The following is a 16827-nucleotide window of genomic DNA, read 5'->3' as shown; positions in this document are numbered from 1 at the left end:
GGGTTGCGCCGTCTCGACTTGGCACGGGCCCCTGGGCCAAAGTCGGGGGCAGGGTGCTGTCGATGATGCGTGGGTACGGCTGGGATCACAGGGACGAGTACGGCTGGTTCATGACCGCCGCGCTGGTGCCGCTCTCGCTTGCCCTGATCGCGCTGATCACGGTCCATCTGCTGGTCTACCGCTACGACGCCAAGCTTGCCGCCGGCGATTTCGATGTGCCGCCGCGCGCGGCGCAGGGCGAGGGCGCCGCGATCCTCGGCGCCGCGATCGGCGATGTGCCCGACGATGCAAGCCTTGCCGCGCTCAAGCGCGATCTCGACGACCGGTTCTACGGCCTGCCCTGGAAGCGCGCCCTGGTGCTGCGCAATCGCGGCAGCGCCCCGCTGACCATTCAGAGCCTGTTCTTCCCGTTCAACCGGCCGGCGGACGCGATGGATTTCTGCCGCGTCCTCGCCGACTACGCGCCGCATTGCAGCGCGGTCATCGCCTCGACCGGCGACCTGGCATCGTTCGACCGCCGTCCCGCCACGCTGGCGGCCCTCGCGCGCCTTGGCGTCGCGCCTTACACCGGCGGCGCGACAAAGGTCGTGTACATTCCATCGCCGCAAAAGACGGTCGTCGTGCACGACCCCGCGCTGCCGCCGAAGATCGTCTATGTGCCGGCACCGGCAAAGACCGTCGTCGTCCAATCGCCGGCGCCGCCGCCGAAGATCGTCTATCTGCCGTCGCCGCAGAAGCCGGCGGACGCCCCGGTCGCGGCGAACGCGCAGGCGCCGCTGAGACTCCAGCCGGGGCTCGGCGCCGCCGACATCCGCTACCCGGAAAATCAGATCTGGCTGTCCTCCACATTCAAGCCCGGCGATCCGCGGCTGACAGACATCGTCGGCGCCGGCGATGTGATGATGGGCAGCATTTCCAGCGGCCTGAACCCCGCGCTCAAGCCGGGTGTCGATGTCGCGAGCCTTGTGGGGGCCGACCTCGCGGGTATCTTCCGCCATGCCGATGTCGCCTTCGTCAATCTCGAAGGTCCGCTCTACGAAGGAAGCCAAGGCACCGGCAAGGATTGCGCCCAGTGCTTCGCCTTCCACGGACCGACTTTCTATGCCGGCGTGCTGCGCAGCCTCGGCGTCGATGTCGTGAGCCTCGCGAACAATCACTCCGGCGACTACGGCGAGGCGGGGCGCGATTCCACGATGGCGGCGCTGCGGTCGAACGGCATCGCCTATGGCGGCCTCGACCGCGACGGCGCCCGCGACGGCGAGATGGTATTGCCGAGCGGCAAGCGCATCGCCCTCATCGCCTTCGCGCCGAACAACGGCACGCTGAACATCAACGATCTGACGCGGGCCGCGGCGCTGGTGCGCGACCTGAAGAAGAGCCACGATCTCGTCATGGTCTCCTTCCATGGCGGCGGCGAGGGCTGGAACTATGTCCATGTCAAGCCGGGGCCGGAGACGTATGTCGGCGAGAACCGCGGCAACGTCACCGCCTTCGCCCACGCCGCGATCGATGCCGGTGCCGACATCGTGATCGGGCAGGGGCCGCACGTGCCGCGCGCTCTCGAAATCTATCGCGGCCATCTCATCGCCTATAGTTTGGGAAATTTCTGGACCTATTCCGGCGTGCAGACCTACGCGGTGTCGGGTCTCGGTCCCGTGCTCGAAGCCTGGGTCGCGCCGGACGGCTCCATCGCGGGCCTGACGATCCATTCGACGCGGCAGGCGGGTCTCGGCGTGCCGCACCTCGATCCGCTCGACGAAGCGTCCCGCTACATGCTGTACCTGACCCGGAGCGATTTTCCCGGGACGGCCGCGCTGCTGCAAGGCCACCGCAACATCGCATCCACCGGCGCCACGGGCGGCGGTTCGTGACGCGCCCATCGGGTGTGATATGAATTGGGCCCCTCCCGGGAGACGCGTGTGACGATCAAGCTCAGGGTCAATGGGACCGAGCACGAACTCGATGTCGAGGACGATGCGCCGCTGCTGTGGGTCATCCGCGACGAGCTCGGCCTGACCGGCACGAAGTTCGGTTGCGGCATCGCGCAATGCGGCGCCTGCACCGTGCATGTCGACGGCAACGCGCAGAGAAGCTGCGTCACGCCGGTCGGCTCGGTCGTGGGCGCGCAGATCACCACCATCGAAGGCCTGAGCGCGGGCGGGCTCACGCCCGTGCAGCAGGCCTGGATCGACCACCAGGTGCCGCAATGCGGCTATTGCCAGTCGGGCATGATCATGGCGGTGAGCGCGCTGCTCAAGACCAATCCGCGCCCCACTGACGACGAGCTCGCCGCCGCGATCACCAATATCTGCCGCTGCGGGACTTATCCGCGCATCCGCGATGCGGTGCGCGCGCTCGGCGAGAAGGTCTGACGCCATGACGATCGCCATGCCCTCGCGCCGCATGATCCTGCTGGGCGGCCTCGGCGCGACCGGCGCCCTCGTCGTCGGCTATGCCCTGTGGCCGAGCGACCGGCTCGAGAAGGCCGATGCGCTCGCGGCGAAGCCGAATGAGCGCTTCATCGCCAACTGGATCAAGATCGCCTCCGACGACACGGTCACCGTCGTCGTCCCCCATTGCGACATGGGCACCGGTATCTACACCGCGCTGTCGCAGATGGCGGCGGAAGAGCTGGACGCCGACTGGAGCAAGGTCAGGGTCGAGGCCGCGCCGCCCGATCCGCTGTTCGCCAACGGCGCGCTGGCGGAAGGGTTCATCCTCGAAGGGCAGGGCCTGTCGCCGGATTCCGTTCCGGCCTTCCTGCGCGGCACGGTCGACAACGCTTTCCGCACCGCGGCGGCTTATGTGAGCGTGCAGACGACGGGCGGCTCTTCGGCGGTCCGCTTCACCGGGGTCTATGGCATGCGCGTCGCCGGCGCCGCCGCCCGCGAGATGCTGATCAAGGCGGCGGCCGCGCGCTGGAACGTCGATCCGTCGTCCTGCGTCACGAAGGCGAACCGGGTCGTCCACGCCGCGTCGGGCCGCAGCCTCGGCTATGGTTCGCTGGTCGCGGATGCCGCGGTCTATACACCGTCCTCCAATCCACCGCTGAAGCCGAGGAGCGGATACACGCTGGTCGGCAGAAATATTCCGCGCGTCGACATTCCCAAGAAGGTCGACGGCACGACGAACTATGGGCTCGACGTCGTTCAGCCCGGGATGATGTATGCTGCGATCCGCATCTCGCCGGTGTTCGGCGGCAAGCTGAAATCCGTCGATACCAGCGCCGTCGAGCGCGCCCGCGGCATCAAGCAGGTCGTCCGGCTGGACGATGCCGTCGTCGTCGTCGCCGACCGCTACTGGCGCGCGCGCGACGCGGCCGCCGCGCTCGATCCCGTTTGGGATACCGCCGGCAACGGCGCTGTGACGTCGGCGCAGATCGCGCAACGCCATGCCGCCGCGCTCGCGGGCAACGACCTCAAAAAGGACATCGTCCGGGGCGAGGGCGCCGACGGCCTCCTGGGCCGCCGCATCGTCGAGGCGACCTACGCCGTTCCCTATCTCAGCCACGCGCCGATGGAGCCGATGAACGCCACCGCGGTATGGAGGGACGGCACGCTTGAAGTGTGGTCCGGCACGCAGGACGGGCTCGGCGCGCGCGCCTTCTGCGCCAAGACGGCCGGCATTTCGCTCGACAAGGTGACCTATCATCTGATGCCGATGGGCGGCGGCTTCGGGCGCCGGCTGCCCGGTTTCTTCAATTTCCTCGAACAGGCGGTGAAGACGGCGATGGCGATGCCGGGCACGCCCGTCAAGCTGATCTACACCCGCGACCAGGACATGCAGCACGACTACTACCGGCCCAACGTGACGAGCCGCTTCAAGGGCGCGCTCGACGGCAAGGGCAATGTCGTCGCCTGGGTGAACGACTACACGACCGACGACGGCGCGAATACCGAAGCGCATATCGTCTACGGCATCGCCGACCAGGCGATCCGCACGGTCAAGGTCGCAACGCATGTGCCGGTCGGTCCATGGCGCAGCGTCGAAGCGTCCTGGCACGGCTTCTTCATCGAGAGCTTCGTCGACGAGATGGCGCATGCCGCGGGCAGGGACCCGCTCGAATTCCGCCGCGCCCTGCTCGTAAACGCCCCGCGGCACCTTAACGTGCTCGACACCGCGGCCGAGAAGTCGGGCTGGGGATCGCCGATGGCGGCGGGCCGCGCCCGGGGCATCGCGCTGTTCGAGTGCTTCCAGACCATCGTGGCGCATGTCGCCGAGATCACGGTCCGGCCCGGCGGTGCGCTCAAGGTCGACCGCATCGTTTCCGCGGTCGATGCCGGCATGGCGGTGAACCCGGACGGTCTGACCGCGCAGATCGAAGGCGGCATCGTCTTCGGCCTCACCGCGGCGCTGAACGGGGAAATCACCATCGACAAGGGCGCCGTCGTCCAGGCTAACTTCCCGGACTACGAGATGGTGCGGCTGGCCGATTGCCCGCAGATCGAAGTCCATCTGATCGAGAGCGACGCGCCGCTGGGCGGCGGAGGAGAGCCCGGCGTGCCCCCGGTGGCGCCCGCCCTGGCCAATGCCATTTTCGCCGCGACGGGCGTACGCATCCGGGAACTTCCGATCCGCAACCACAGCCTGACCCTGGCCGCGCGTTAGCCATGTTTGCCGCCGCCGCCTTGTTGCGGCGGACGCCAGCCTCTAGAGTTGTTCCGAATTGGGGCACTATCGGTTCAAGGGGTTGGGCGCGATGCGGTTTTGGAAGTTCATCGCGGGCGCGGTGTTCGCCGCGACGGCGATCGGCGCGGCCTCGGCGCAGCCGGCCGGCGACGACCGGATCGCCCTGTTTCAGGCCAAGAACATCTTCCACTCGGGCCTCCGCCACGCGCATGTCGTGGCGCTGACGTTCGACGACGGCCCCAACACCAACACGCCGGCGGTGCTCGATGCGCTCAAGGCGATGAACGTGAAGGCGACGTTCTTCATCGTCGGCGACATGGCGCGGCGCTATCCCGACATCCTGGCGCGCATCGCCGCGGAGGGACACCTGCTGGCCAACCACAGCGCGACCCATCCGCTGCTCAACCGCCGCTTCGATGCGGCGCCGGAGCGGCTTATCAGCCAGATCCGCGTGGTGCACGACCTGATAGCGCCGCTGATGAAGCCGACCGACAAATTCTATTTCCGCGCGCCCTACGGCGCATGGCGTACGGCGCATGCCGAGATCCTCAACGCCGATCCGCTTCTGCGCAACTATGTCGGCCCGATCTACTGGGACAATGGCGGCGAGATCTCTATGACCAGCGACGGCTATGTGATGAGCGCGGCGGACTGGAGCTGCTGGCATCATCGCTGGACGGCCGAGACCTGCGCCAAGGGCTATCTGCGCGAGATCCGCCGGCATGACGGCGGCGTGGTGCTGATGCATTGCGTGCACCGCCAGTCCGGCGCGCTGGTCGAAGCCGTGGTGCCGGCGCTGGTCGAGGAAGGCTACCGCTTCGCCCGCCTCGACGAGGTGCCGGAGTACAGGCAGTACGAGACGCCGCCGGCCAATGCGACGGTGGCCGACGCCGCGCGCCAGCCGATGCGCTACGCCGACGTTAAGCCGCCGCTAAAGGTGAAATAGCTTTCCTTCCCGCAACAGCGGGGAGGAAATCACCAGACCGCCGCATGCGTGCCGAGCGGCACGGTCGGCCGCGTCCACCGCGCGGGTGTCGCGCTCAGCGTCACCGGCGGACGCAGATAGGTCATCGGGCCGAAGCCTGTGTCGCTGCCGATCGACCAGGCGGCGATCTCCTCGGCGGTGAGGGGCTGCGTCGCCGCCAACCGATCTTCGCCGGCCAATCCCATGCCGCGCATCCATACCGCGGTCTGCGCCAGCGACACGCGCACCAGATGCGAACCGCCATACCGCGCGCGCCGCTCGAGCGCGATCATGGTGCCGAAGGCGGCGAGGAAACCCGTCGCGTAATCCGTCACCGCGCCGGGCTGCAGCCGGGGCGTCTCCGCGCCGCCATGCACCACCGCCATGCCGGTGACCGTTTGGCCGAGCTGTTCCCAACCCGGCCGCGTCCGCCACGGTCCCTCATGGCCATAGCAATTGATCGCGGTGCACACGATGCCCGGCCGCATCCGCGCCAGCTCGAGCGGCCCGAAGCCGAGCCGCTCCAGCGCGCCCTGCCGGTAGCTCTGGCTGAAGACGTCGCCCTCACGCGCGAGGCGCCGCAAGATGTCCCGGCCGTCCGAGGTTTCGAGATCGATAAAGGCCGCGCGCTTGCCGTGTCCGGTGTCGCTGACGAACATCGGCACCGAAGGCAGGTTCGGCGAAGAGATCGCCATCACATCGGCACCATATTGCGCCAGGGTGCGCGCGCAGGACGGCCCCGCCAGCACACGAGTCAGATCGAGCACACGGACGCCGTCGAGCGGCGCGTCGCCGCCGTGCTTGAAGGGCTCCGGCTCGCTGTCGCCGATCCGCGTCACCTCGACCACCGGCCGGTTCGCCAGGATGCGGCCCTGTTCGGATTCGTCCCATTCCTCCGGCGCGCGCGCGAGCCCGGCGCAGGCGCCCGCCGCCGCGACCGCGTCTTCGAATTCGAGCCCGTCCCATTTCGCCACCGCCGCCTTCACCGCCTCGGGCTCGTCCGGGCAGGCCAGCACCTTGAGCAGCCGCGCGGTGCTCTCGGGAAAGCTCGGATGCAGGAAGACGAAGCGGCCGTCGCGCGTGCGCCGGAAGCCCTTCGCCGCGGTGGGACTGGCCTCGAACTGCCCGCGCATGTCGGGCGCCTTTGTCTTGTCCGCGAATTTCTGGTGAAGGAAGCCGACGAGAGCGGCCGCCGCCTCGCGGCTGTCGACGCGCACCTGCTGCCGCTCGCCCGAACGCAGCGTCCAGATGTCGGCCGCCGCGACCGCGCCGGCCGCGATCGCCGCCGCCGCCGCCTCGTCGGCATGAAACCGCGTCTTGAGGGCAGGGGCCCCAGATCCGAAGTGCACGAAGTCCGGCATCGCGCGGCCCGCCAGCCCCATCAGGCCGGCAAGCGTCGATCGGGCAATGCTCACTCGCCGCCTCCGACCGGCGGCGGCGGCGCGGCGGGTTTCGCGCGGCCGTCCTCTGCCGCCCCAAGCACGCGCAGCACATTGCCGCTCCAGATTTTCCGCAGATCGTCCTCGCGATAGCCCTCCTTGAGCAGGCGCGCGGTGATCTTCCAATTGTCGGCACAGTCCTCCATGCCGGTGACGCCGCCGCCGCCGTCCCAATCGGCGCCGACACCGACATGCTCCGGTCCCACGAGCTTCAACGCGTGCAGCATGTGCGCCATGTAGTCCTCGAAGGTCGCGCGCGGCTGCGGATATTTCGCGTTCAGCGCCTTCATCGCGGCGCCGGCCTCCGCCACCGCCTTCCTGGCGTCGGCCGGCGTCATGTCCGCGACGCCGCGCAGCCTTCCATAGATCACGCCGAACGCCTTCTCGCGGTCCGGATTGTCGGGCGTGGCGATCATGTAGGAACTGAGCGAATTGACCTGGATGACGCCGCCCGTGTCCGCGAGCCGCTTCAGGCGCGCATCGTCGATGTTGCGCGGATGCTCGTGCACCGCGCGGCAGCCGGAATGCGACAGGATGATCGGCGTCTTCGAACCCGCGACCATCTGGTCGAACACGTCGTCGGAGGAATGCGAGGCGTCGGGCACGATGCCGAGCTCGTTGCACAGCGCCAGCCAGTCCCGGCCCATCGGCGACAGGCCCTTCCAGCTACGGCTCTTGTCGGTCGCCGAATCGCCGAGCTGGTTGTCCTTGAAATGGACCGGTCCGGCCATGCGCACGCCGAGCGCGTAAAAGCTTCTGAGCAGGGTGACGTCGGTGCCCAGCGGATAGGAATTCTCGATCGACTGATAGACGATCCGCTTGCCCTTGCCCGCGATGCGCGCGGCATCGCCCGGCACGAAGGCGAGTTCGAAATGGGCGGCGTTCTTCGCAACCGTTTCGCGGATCGCGGCGGCGCGGACCAGCGCCGCGTCGCGCGCCGCCATCATGCCGTCCGGCGTGAGCGGCCCCTGCGGCGTGTAGATCGCGAAGAACCCGCCGTCGAGCCCGCCTTCGACCATGCGCGGATAGTCGACCTGGCTGAACTCGGCCGCCGTATGGCGCTGCATGATGTCCCAGCCGGGCCGCGCGAAATTCGCCGGCGTATCGAGATGGGTGTCGAGGCAGATCAGTTTCTGGTGGATCGCCTTGACGTGGTCGAGCGGCGACGGCCGCGGCTTCGCGAAGGCCGGCGCCGCCGCGAGCGCGGCTCCGCTCGCCAGCACGGTCCTGCGCGTCAGCGTCTTCATCGCGCCGTTCACCGGAACCAGTTGTTGGAGTTGACGTTCTGGCCGGCCGCGACCAGCACGAATTTCGGCTCGCAGCCATGATGGCTGCAGCGTGGAAAGACGTGACCGTGGAGAACCGTCACGTCGTGATCCGGCGTATGCTGGTGCTCATGCACCGCGCGATAGACGCCCGATTGTTCGCACGCTTCGCGCGCCCGATATTCGTCCGCCACGGCGATTCCCATCTTGGTCCGTACAGTCTGCTCCAACTTCATCGCGGCTGCCAGCGGCGGGTCGGTCCCAAGCCCGCGGCGGCATTGCACTTTCGCGTTCCGCGCCGTATCTGGTCCGAATAGACGGATGGGTGGCCGAGCGGTTTAAGGCACCGGTCTTGAAATGCGGGTAGGGCCGTCCTCTGCCATCCTCTAGGGTGATGCTTTGCCCAGGTTTGTTGGCTTTTCCGCGCATAAACTCCTGGTTCGTCCCGGCTGATCCTAAGCCGTTATATTGCGTTCGGTGCCAAATCAGGTGCCAAGCAATACCCCCCAGATGAGCAAGAAGAACAGGAGCCAACGGAAGAAGCGGCCGGACGATGACGGCGCTCCCTACGTCGTGCGGTATCCCTTTTCGGGGGTCGATCCCAGACTGATCCGTAAGGCCATTTTGCAGATGGCCGAGGCGAAGCAGAAGGCGTTCCCCGAACACCTCAATGCGCTGATGGAGATCTTCAAGCGCTGCTTCCCGGCCCATATCCTGGCGGTGCTGGCCCATTATGGGCCGACCGCAGGCGTCTCGGACGACGGCGTCGCAGACAAGACTCTCATCGCCAAGATCGAGCAGCACCACATCGAGTTGCTCCAGGCGCTCGTGCTGACGCTGCCGATTGATCAGTGGGGCCAGGAGCCGGCAACACCCAGCGATATCCAGAAGGTCATCGACACGATTGTTGAGCTGGCGGAGGCCTTCCATCATCGCCGGCTTCTGATGATCCGCGAGGAACGCGACGATCAGCAGAGGGCGGTCCTCGCACTGCAGGAGCGCATGCGCCTGCATACCCAGGCCGTGCGCAACTGGAGCTGCTTCTCGGAGGTGGTCGCGATTTCGAGCGAGCTTTACGCACCGCTCGATGCCGGATTGCGCGTCGTCCATGGTTTTGGCGCCACCGATCTGATCGCTGTGGCGCACGCCATGATGTCGATTGTCGAGAAGCTGGGCAGTGATCGCTTTCGCTATCTCAGGCGCATCTTCCGGGAACGCAAAGTGAAGCGGCTGGTGCGGGACTTCTTCCGTCAATATCTCGGCGTGCAAGGTGACCCCGAAGCCTACATCAAGGCAATCCCGGGCCACGCCAGTGGACTATCAGAACGATCCGTTTTCGGCGCTGGATCTCGTCGGCAATGCGCCCGACGCCGACTACTTCGCCCTGAACTACAACGAGCCCATCACGCCGCCGACGACGGTTTCCTCATCCGTGCACCAGGGCGCCAGCCAGGTCGGCATCTATGCGCAGGACCAGATGGCCTATGGCGATCACTGGTTCCTGACCGGCGGTCTGCGGCAAGACTGGTCGTCGATCAAGACCGTCAACTATGCCGGCGCCTTCTTCGGCATGGCGCCGGCGCAACAGGATGACAGCGCGCTGACCGGCCGCGTCGGGCTTGTCTACGTCTCCGACATCGGTCTGGCGCCCTATGTCAGCTATTCGACGTCCTTCGTGCCGCAATCGGGCACCGATTTCTTCGGCACGCCGTTCGATCCGCTGACCGGCCAGCAATATGAGGCCGGCATCCGGTACGCGCCCAAAAGCGGCTGGATCAGCGCGACGCTGTCGTTCTACGACCTCACCGAGCAGCATGTCCTGAGCGCCGATCCCGACATCGCCCATAACGGCTTCCAGATCGAGACCGGCGAGGAGCGCTCGCGCGGCATCGAGTTCGAGACCGTCGTCACGCCATTCCGCGGCCTGAACATCACCGGCGCGTACACCTATGACGACGTGCGGATCACAAAATCGACCGATCCGACCGAGATCGATCGGCAGCCCGCCAACACGCCGTCGACGCAGGCCTCGGTATTCGCCGACTACACCTTTCAGGACGGCGCGCTGCAGGGCTTCGGTCTGGGCGGCGGGATGCGCTACGCCAGCGCGGCCTGGACCGACACCACCAACACCATCCCCACCGGCAGCCTGACCTTCTTCGACGCCGACGTGCACTACGAGGTTCAGGATTGGCGCATCGCGCTCAACGTCGACAACGTCGCCGACAGCCGGACCCAGCTCTGCTTCGGCGAGGTGTGCCACTTCAGCCGCGGCCGCACCATCATCGGCAGCATCACGCGGCGGTTTGAGTGACGGCATGATGATCGCAGAGCGACGCTTTCCCGCTTACGTGCCGCCGCCGAGTTGCTGACATTTGCGGACCGGCCCGGCAACCGGCGCGTCGACAGTTTCAGGAATATCCTCGTACAGCCCCACGTGGGGGTGGTCCTCCTTATGCCGGGGTCGTCGAAGGTCGCGGTGTTGCGCGGCAAGGCCACGCTGACGACCGACCTGGCCGCGCGTGGCGACTTCGTCGTTCACGACAGGATGCCGCTGCTCGCGATCGAGGTCGAAACGGACCGTATCGTCCTCCGCGACAGCGCCGCCCTCGCGCGCGCCAATCTCTGGCCGGTCACGACGGCGCCCGCGATCGACCCGGCCAAACTCTTCGTCGAGCACATCAAGCTCAATCGCAGCGGCGGCATTGGCGCCAGTCTGGCCAAGGCCGCTTTATCGATTCCAGGCGCTTCCGAGCTTCTCAGGAAAGGCCTGGAGAAGGACTACAAGGAAAACCTCTATTGATGCGCCATCCGCCGCACGGCGGCCGCGCTACCGGCATTGGCGGCTTCGGATGAGCAGAGCCGCAGCCCGGCGCAGGTCGCCATGTCGGCGAGCGCCCGCAGACTGCCTCGCACGGCTTGTTGGCGCTCCGATCGCACCAACCAGCACAGGTGGGCAGCCAACCGCTCTTCATCGTCCTCTTGCGCCGCGGCAACCAGGCACAGAATTGCTTCTTCGTCCGGCATCCGATGATGGCATGGCGGCGGGCCGACCGCGAGCCGCCGCCGGCTGCCGTTGCCGAGCGTCATCAGGAATATGCTGAGAGCGGCTAGGAATTCCATGGCAAGCGGACCGGCGGCGATGTCCATCTCTTCGTGCAGGAGTGGACAGCGCGCCCGTCCAGCAACCAGCATGCGCAGGGCGAAGATCAGCACATGCTCCGCCCGGAGGCGGTCACACAAGAGTCTCTCGGAAGGCAGCATCTGGGCTCCGCTTAACGTGTGTTGAGGGTGTGATCCCGGATCAGGCCCACCGAACGAAGGCGCCGGAGCGACCGATAAATGGTGTCCCGGGAAATGGCGGGCTCGATCTGGCGAGCGCCAGCCCAGACGGCATCGAAGTCGAATGGGTCCTGCGCCTGTGCGACCGCGCGCATCACGGCACTTCCCGTCCGCCCGATGCGCATCCCCGCGCTTCGGCATTGGCAGATGAGTGCTTCCGGCGAGCGCGGCCCGATCAGTTCGAAACGGGTTTTGCCGGAAGCACCCATGCCGTCACCAGGTAAAGGTGTAGCTGGCGAGGACCTTGGCGTTGCGCCCTGGCGCACTCACGCCCTGCGCGTAGGACGAATAGTCCTCGTCGGTCAGGTTGTCGACGCCCGCATCGATGCGAAGGCCGCGCAATCTGCCGTCCAGGATGTCGTCGCCCGGCTGCCAGCTCGCGTAGAGATCGAACAGCGTATAGCCCGTGCGGTCGTCGGTCGGCGGGTCGTTGCTGGCCGGATCGAGGGTCTTGTGGAACGAGCCCGCATTCTGCAGCCGCACGTTCAGGCTGCCATCGATTTCCGGCAGCTTGAGCGTCGCAATCACCGAGAAGATGTCCGGCATCAGCGAATTGAGCGAATAGGGCGTGCCGCGCTCCTTGCCGCCGATCGTGCCGTAGGAGGCGTCGAGGGCCCAGCGCGGCGCGTCGTATGACGCCTCCAACTCGACGCCATGCAGTTCGGCGTTGACGTTGATCGAGGTCGTCTGGCCGACATTGCAATCCGCCAGGAAGGTCGGCGGCGTGAAGCATCCCAGGCTGTAGAACGTCGGCGGCAGGAACACGCTTAGATCGATGAAGTCGTCGACGTTCTGGTGCCAGTACGACGCCTTGCCCCGGAGCGTGTCGCCGGTTGCGAGCACATTGTTGAACAGCAGGCCCGCACCGGCCTCCCAGTATTTCGAGGTCTCGGGCTTGAGGTTCGGATTGGGCTCGAAGGTGTTGGCGACCGAGATGCCGGGAAGGATCGGGTGCGGCACCTCAAAATGGATGCCGCTCAGATAGAGCTCGTTGATGCCCGGCGCGCGGAACGCCTCGCCGACATTGCCGAAGACGAAGAACCAGTCGACCGGCGCATAGGTCGCCGCCAGCTTGGGCGAGGTGGCGCCCTCGTTCAGGCTCGGATTGCCTGTCGAGGAGGAACTGAACGAGTCGTAGCGGATCGCGGGAATGAGCGTGAGCTTGCCCGGCGCGCCGAGCGGGCGGTCGATGTTGGCCTCGATCTGCGCGAACAGTCCCCAGAACTCGTCCTTGCCGTCCGGCACGCCGGAGCGCACGCCGCCGACCCCCGCGCTGTCGGTGCCGACCTGGCTGTCCTGGTACCACTCGCCACCGAAGGTGAAGAGGCCGGAGACATTCGCGAAACCGAACGGGATGCGGTTGTCGGCGCTGAAGCCGTCGGTCGTGATGCTCTGCACCGCAAAGTCGCCGGTCGCGGGATCGGTCTCCGCCACCTTGCCCTCCAGGTGATAGGGCACGACATGCACATCGACGAGGTCGGTGCCGCTCGGCTTCCAGTCGATCTGGCCGGAGAACTGCTGGTTGGTGACGCGCTTGTCGATCGGCGCGCCGGTGGACAAGCCTTGTCCGTCATCGGGCTCGATGGCTTCGTCCTGGTAGCCTTGATAGGAAACTTTGACGGTCAGGCCATCGCCGAAGTCGTAACCCGCCTTGGCGAAGCCGGTGACGATGTCGTCGTCGGCCGGCAGCGTGGCGCCGGAGCCCAGCTTGATGTCGCCGGAGGTGCGCCGGCCGATGCTGCCGACGACGTCGAGATTGCCGACATGGGTGAATCCGGTGGCCATGTAGAGAAGTTCGTCGTCGACGCCCTGATAGCCGAGGCCGACACGGATGCCGGCGGTCTCGTTTGCGCCAAGAAGATCGGAGGCATCGACGGTGCGGAACGCGATCACACCGCCGAGAGCGCCCGAACCGTACAGCGCGGAATTCGGGCCGCGCACGACATCAACCCCGGCAAGCAAAGACGGATCGAGGAAGAACTGGCCGTCATGGCCGGAGGTCCAGCTCTGCCGCACTCCGTCGACCAGCGTCAGGACATCCTGGCCGCCGAGCCCGCGAATGCTCGGGCCTTGTCCGGTGCGGCGCGGACCGCCGGCGAACTGGACGTTCGGCATGCCGTAGAACAGGTCCGACACCGTGGACGGGATATCGGCCTGGATCGTGTCGTAGTCGACCACATCCACCATGCCCGGGAAGGTCACCGCCGAGGTCGGGTTGCGCGTGCCGGTGACCGTGACCGTTTCGGTCGAGGCCACATTGCCGTCCGCCATCGCCACGCTTCCCGTGGCACATAAACCCAGGAACACCAGCCCCAGCCCCGCCCAAACACGCATGTCCAACCCCTCTCAAAGCAGCCCTTGACTGAGAATGACTCGCAAGTGCAATGTAGGTCAGCATTTCTGATATTGCGAGTCAATCGCAATATACGACGCCACGGAGGATGGGATGAGCGAAGCGGCACTTGCTTCAGAGACGAAACGTGCGCGCCCTTGGGGCGCGACGCTGCGCAGCGCCTGGGCCGAATTGCGCGACCGCAGCGGCGGCAAGCTGCGCGTACGAGACGCCGCCGAACGCCTCGGCGTCAGCGAAGGCGAGCTGATCGCCAGCATCGTCGGCGCCGGCGCGACCCGGCTGCGCACCAAAGGCGCGGCCATCATCAAGGACGTGCCGGCGCTCGGTCCCGTGATGGCGCTGACCCGCAACGAGCATTGCGTGCACGAGAAGATCGGCCCCTATCTCGATGTCACGATCAACGCGGCACACGGTCTGGTGCTGGGCGAATTGATCGATCTGCGTATCTTCCCATCGCGCTGGCACCACACCTTCGCGGTGATCGACGAGACCGACGGCGGTCCGCGCCGTTCGCTCCAGGTGTTCGACGCCGATGGTATGGCGATACACAAGATCTACCAGAAACCCGAAACCGACATCCCCGCTTTCGACAAGCTGATCGCCGATTGGCATGCAGACGATCAATCGCCCGTTCTGGAGGTGCGCGAGATTGCGGCGCCCAAGGGCGACCGCGCCGATACCGAAATCGACGTCGAGCGGCTGCGCCGCGAATGGTCCGCGCTCGAAGATACCCATGAGTTCTTCGGCATGTTGCGCGGCCTGGAGGTCGGCCGCCTGCAGGCGTTGCGTCTCGCCGGCTCCGAGTTCGCCCGCGCGGTCCCCCTGGACGCGCTCGCTCGCGTGCTGGAAGCGGCCCGCGACACCGCGACATCGATCATGGTGTTCGTCGGCAATCCCGGCTGCATCCAGATTCACACCGGCACGGTGACGAACCTCAAGCGCATGGGGCCGTGGTTCAATGTCCTCGATCCCACCTTCAACCTCCACTTGCGGGAGGACGCGATCGCCTCGGCCTGGGTGGTTCGCAAACCCACGCGCGACGGCGACGTCACCTCGCTCGAACTGTTCGACAAGGATGGCTTCTGCTTCGCCCAGCTCTTCGGCGCGCGCAAGCCCGGCAAGCCCGAGCTTCCGGCTTGGCGCGCCATTCTGGGCGCGATCGAGACATGAACGCACATGTGCCTCCGCCGTGCACTGACGGACTCTCGGGCGTATCCGAGACCCTGCTGATCACGCTCGCCGCGCGCGCCATCGGCACCGCCAGGCTGCCGCGATCTCAAGGCCGCGACGTCACGGCGGAGCGGCTGTGCCGCGAACTCGGCGTCGACCTGACCCGCTACGGCGCCAGCAAGGGTACGATCAAGGGCGTGATCGCGCGCGGCACCTGGTTCGACTCGCGCTGTCTCTGGGCGCTCGATCGCCACGACAACCCGCTGTTCGTGAGCCTCGGCTCGGGTCTCAACACCATGTATGAGCGGATCGCCTCGCGCGCCGGCACCCGCCGCTTCACCTGGATCGATTCCGACGTGGCCGACGTCGTCACGTTGCGCCGGCGCTGTCTGGCCGACGACGAGCGCCGCCGTACCATCGTGCTCGACATCAGCACGCCTGACTGGCTCGGCGCCATCGGCTGGACGGCGGCGCGGCCGGTTGTCTTCATCGCCGAGGGTGTCCTGATGTATCTGGAAGAACAGACGGCCGGCGCGCTGTTCCGCACTCTCGCGCAAGCCTTTGCCACGCGCGCACCGGCGCAGATCGTATTCGACTGGGCCAGTCCCACGATGGTCGCGCGTTCGCGCCAGCACCCTGCCGTCGGCAGGATCAAGGACCGCAGTGTCGCGTTCCGTTGGAGCCTGCGGCGGGCCAGCGACGTCGCCCGGTTCGATCCACGCTGGCGGATCGCCGCCCAGCACGACGTGATGCGCGAGAGCGGGACGGCGCCGGCGCTCTTCGGCCTCTTCTATCGCCTGACGACCGGACGCCGCTTCTATGGATGTGCCCATGCGACTTTGGGTTAGCGCGGCGCTTGTCGCGATCTTGCTTGCCTCGTCGGCGGGCGCCGCGTGGCCGCAGCGCATCGTGATGCTCGGCGGCGATGTCACCGAGATCGCCTTTGCGCTCGGACAAGGCGGCCGCGTCGTCTGCGACGACCAGACATCGCTCTATCCCGCGGCAGCGACCAAGCTGCCGCAAGTCGGTTACCTGCGCACATTGGCGGCGGAGGGCGTCTTGTCCTGCCGGCCGGACCTCATCATTGCGTCCGAAGATGCCGGACCACCCGCCGCCGTCACGCAGCTGGACGCATCCGGCGTGCAGGTCGTGCATGTTCCGAACGCCCATTCCGCTGAGGGTGTCGTCGACAAGATCGGCGTCGTGGCCGATGCGCTCGGCGTGCACGATCGGGGCGAGGCCCTCAAAGCGCGCTATCGCACCGCGTTGGCCGACATAAAGCGCAAGCTCGCCTCCTATCGCGACCATCCGCGCGCGATATTCCTGATGGCACAAGGACCGGGCGGTGCGATGGCGGCCGGCCGCGGCACGGCGGCCGATACCATGCTCACGCTGGCCGGCGCGCAGAACGTCGCGGGCGGCTTCAGCGGCTATAAGCCGCTCACGCCGGAAGCCGCGCTCGCGCTCAGGCCGGACGTCATCATCGTCGCGGACTATGCGATCAAGACGATGGGCGGCATGGAGGCGTTCCGGGCACGCCCGGAAATCGCGATGACGCCCGCTGCGAAGTCCGGCCGCATCGTCGCGATGGATACACTGCTGCTGCTGGGCTTCGGGCCGCGCACGCCGCAGGCGCTCGGCGCCTTGGCGACGGCACTGCACTAG

Annotated in this window: 15 protein-coding genes; 9 read left to right on the top strand and 6 right to left on the bottom strand. The window is 66.9% G+C overall.

Going from position 1 to position 16827, the window contains the following annotated elements; all coding sequences use genetic code 11:
- Positions 1-62 precede the first annotated feature (62 nt).
- The 4 genes from WDN01_06655 to WDN01_06640 all read left to right on the top strand — a co-directional run bounded on the left by WDN01_06655 (position 63) and on the right by WDN01_06640 (position 5575).
- A complete protein-coding gene (locus WDN01_06655) occupies positions 63-1871 on the top strand; it encodes a CapA family protein (GenBank protein ID MEJ0025692.1) in 1809 nt (602 codons plus the stop codon).
- Positions 1872-1919: 48 nt separating this feature from the next.
- Positions 1920-2372, top strand: coding sequence for a (2Fe-2S)-binding protein (locus WDN01_06650; GenBank protein ID MEJ0025691.1), 453 nt, complete (start codon positions 1920-1922; stop codon positions 2370-2372).
- Positions 2373-2376: 4 nt separating this feature from the next.
- The gene (locus tag WDN01_06645; protein ID MEJ0025690.1) at positions 2377-4608 is read left to right on the top strand and encodes a molybdopterin cofactor-binding domain-containing protein; all 2232 of its coding nucleotides are present in this window, start codon (positions 2377-2379) and stop codon (positions 4606-4608) included.
- A 91-nt stretch (positions 4609-4699) separates the two neighbouring features.
- Positions 4700-5575: a polysaccharide deacetylase family protein gene (locus WDN01_06640; GenBank protein ID MEJ0025689.1), complete on the top strand. Its 876-nt coding sequence runs from the start codon at positions 4700-4702 to the stop codon at positions 5573-5575.
- Between the two features lie 29 nt (positions 5576-5604).
- Here WDN01_06640 and WDN01_06635 read toward each other — a convergent pair whose 3' ends face one another.
- Genes WDN01_06635 through WDN01_06625 form a run of 3 tightly spaced genes read right to left on the bottom strand, consistent with a single transcriptional unit; the run spans position 5605 to position 8491 of the window.
- On the bottom strand, positions 5605-7008 hold the full coding sequence (locus tag WDN01_06635; protein MEJ0025688.1) for a CoA transferase: 1404 nt from the start codon (positions 7006-7008) through the stop codon (positions 5605-5607).
- Positions 7005-8279, bottom strand: a complete 1275-nt coding sequence (locus WDN01_06630) for a dipeptidase (GenBank protein MEJ0025687.1) — start codon at positions 8277-8279, stop codon at positions 7005-7007. Before WDN01_06630 ends, WDN01_06635 begins: the two co-directional genes overlap by 4 nt.
- An 8-nt stretch (positions 8280-8287) precedes the next feature.
- Positions 8288-8491, bottom strand: coding sequence for a hypothetical protein (locus WDN01_06625; GenBank protein ID MEJ0025686.1), 204 nt, complete (start codon positions 8489-8491; stop codon positions 8288-8290).
- 1076 nt (positions 8492-9567) lie between these two features.
- Here WDN01_06625 and WDN01_06620 point away from each other — a divergent pair.
- Complete coding sequence (locus WDN01_06620) at positions 9568-10611, top strand: TonB-dependent receptor (protein MEJ0025685.1); 1044 nt, start codon at positions 9568-9570, stop codon at positions 10609-10611.
- A 165-nt stretch (positions 10612-10776) separates the two neighbouring features.
- Positions 10777-11100, top strand: a complete 324-nt coding sequence (locus tag WDN01_06615) for a hypothetical protein (GenBank protein MEJ0025684.1) — start codon at positions 10777-10779, stop codon at positions 11098-11100.
- Here the strand turns inward: WDN01_06615 and WDN01_06610 are convergent.
- The 3 genes from WDN01_06610 to WDN01_06600 are packed head-to-tail and all read right to left on the bottom strand — an operon-like array spanning position 11094 to position 13973.
- Positions 11094-11513, bottom strand: a complete 420-nt coding sequence (locus WDN01_06610) for a hypothetical protein (protein ID MEJ0025683.1) — start codon at positions 11511-11513, stop codon at positions 11094-11096. The two genes, WDN01_06615 and WDN01_06610, sit on opposite strands and share 7 nt — an antisense overlap.
- Before the next feature lie 59 nt (positions 11514-11572).
- Entirely contained in the window at positions 11573-11848 is a 276-nt protein-coding gene (locus WDN01_06605) for a transcriptional repressor (GenBank protein MEJ0025682.1), read from the bottom strand.
- A gap of 4 nt (positions 11849-11852) precedes the next feature.
- Positions 11853-13973: a TonB-dependent receptor gene (locus WDN01_06600; GenBank protein MEJ0025681.1), complete on the bottom strand. Its 2121-nt coding sequence runs from the start codon at positions 13971-13973 to the stop codon at positions 11853-11855.
- Positions 13974-14085: 112 nt separating this feature from the next.
- Between WDN01_06600 and WDN01_06595 the strand changes: the two genes are divergently transcribed.
- Genes WDN01_06595 through WDN01_06585 form a run of 3 tightly spaced genes read left to right on the top strand, consistent with a single transcriptional unit; the run spans position 14086 to position 16827 of the window.
- A complete protein-coding gene (locus tag WDN01_06595; protein MEJ0025680.1) occupies positions 14086-15162 on the top strand; it encodes a ChuX/HutX family heme-like substrate-binding protein in 1077 nt (358 codons plus the stop codon).
- The gene (locus tag WDN01_06590; GenBank protein ID MEJ0025679.1) at positions 15159-16010 is read left to right on the top strand and encodes a class I SAM-dependent methyltransferase; all 852 of its coding nucleotides are present in this window, start codon (positions 15159-15161) and stop codon (positions 16008-16010) included. The genes WDN01_06595 and WDN01_06590 overlap by 4 nt, the downstream gene beginning before the upstream one ends.
- A complete protein-coding gene (locus WDN01_06585; GenBank protein ID MEJ0025678.1) occupies positions 15994-16827 on the top strand; it encodes a hemin ABC transporter substrate-binding protein in 834 nt (277 codons plus the stop codon). The genes WDN01_06590 and WDN01_06585 overlap by 17 nt, the downstream gene beginning before the upstream one ends.

Source organism: Rhizomicrobium sp., from assembly GCA_037200985.1.
Classification (GTDB): Bacteria; Pseudomonadota; Alphaproteobacteria; order Micropepsales; family Micropepsaceae; genus Rhizomicrobium.
This window is presented reverse-complemented; position numbering and strand designations above follow the sequence as displayed.

Excerpts from the sequence above, each read along its gene's own strand:
- WDN01_06655 (MEJ0025692.1), top strand. The coding sequence starts at position 63 with ATGATGCGTGGGTACGGCTGGGATCACAGGGACGAGTACGGCTGGTTC.
- WDN01_06645 (MEJ0025690.1), top strand. The coding sequence starts at position 2,377 with ATGACGATCGCCATGCCCTCGCGCCGCATGATCCTGCTGGGCGGCCTC.
- WDN01_06640 (MEJ0025689.1), top strand. The coding sequence starts at position 4,700 with ATGCGGTTTTGGAAGTTCATCGCGGGCGCGGTGTTCGCCGCGACGGCG.
- WDN01_06630 (MEJ0025687.1), bottom strand. The coding sequence starts at position 8,279 with ATGAAGACGCTGACGCGCAGGACCGTGCTGGCGAGCGGAGCCGCGCTC.
- WDN01_06605 (MEJ0025682.1), bottom strand. The coding sequence starts at position 11,848 with ATGGGTGCTTCCGGCAAAACCCGTTTCGAACTGATCGGGCCGCGCTCG.
- WDN01_06600 (MEJ0025681.1), bottom strand. The coding sequence starts at position 13,973 with ATGCGTGTTTGGGCGGGGCTGGGGCTGGTGTTCCTGGGTTTATGTGCC.
- WDN01_06595 (MEJ0025680.1), top strand. The coding sequence starts at position 14,086 with ATGAGCGAAGCGGCACTTGCTTCAGAGACGAAACGTGCGCGCCCTTGG.
- WDN01_06590 (MEJ0025679.1), top strand. The coding sequence starts at position 15,159 with ATGAACGCACATGTGCCTCCGCCGTGCACTGACGGACTCTCGGGCGTA.
- WDN01_06585 (MEJ0025678.1), top strand. The coding sequence starts at position 15,994 with ATGCGACTTTGGGTTAGCGCGGCGCTTGTCGCGATCTTGCTTGCCTCG.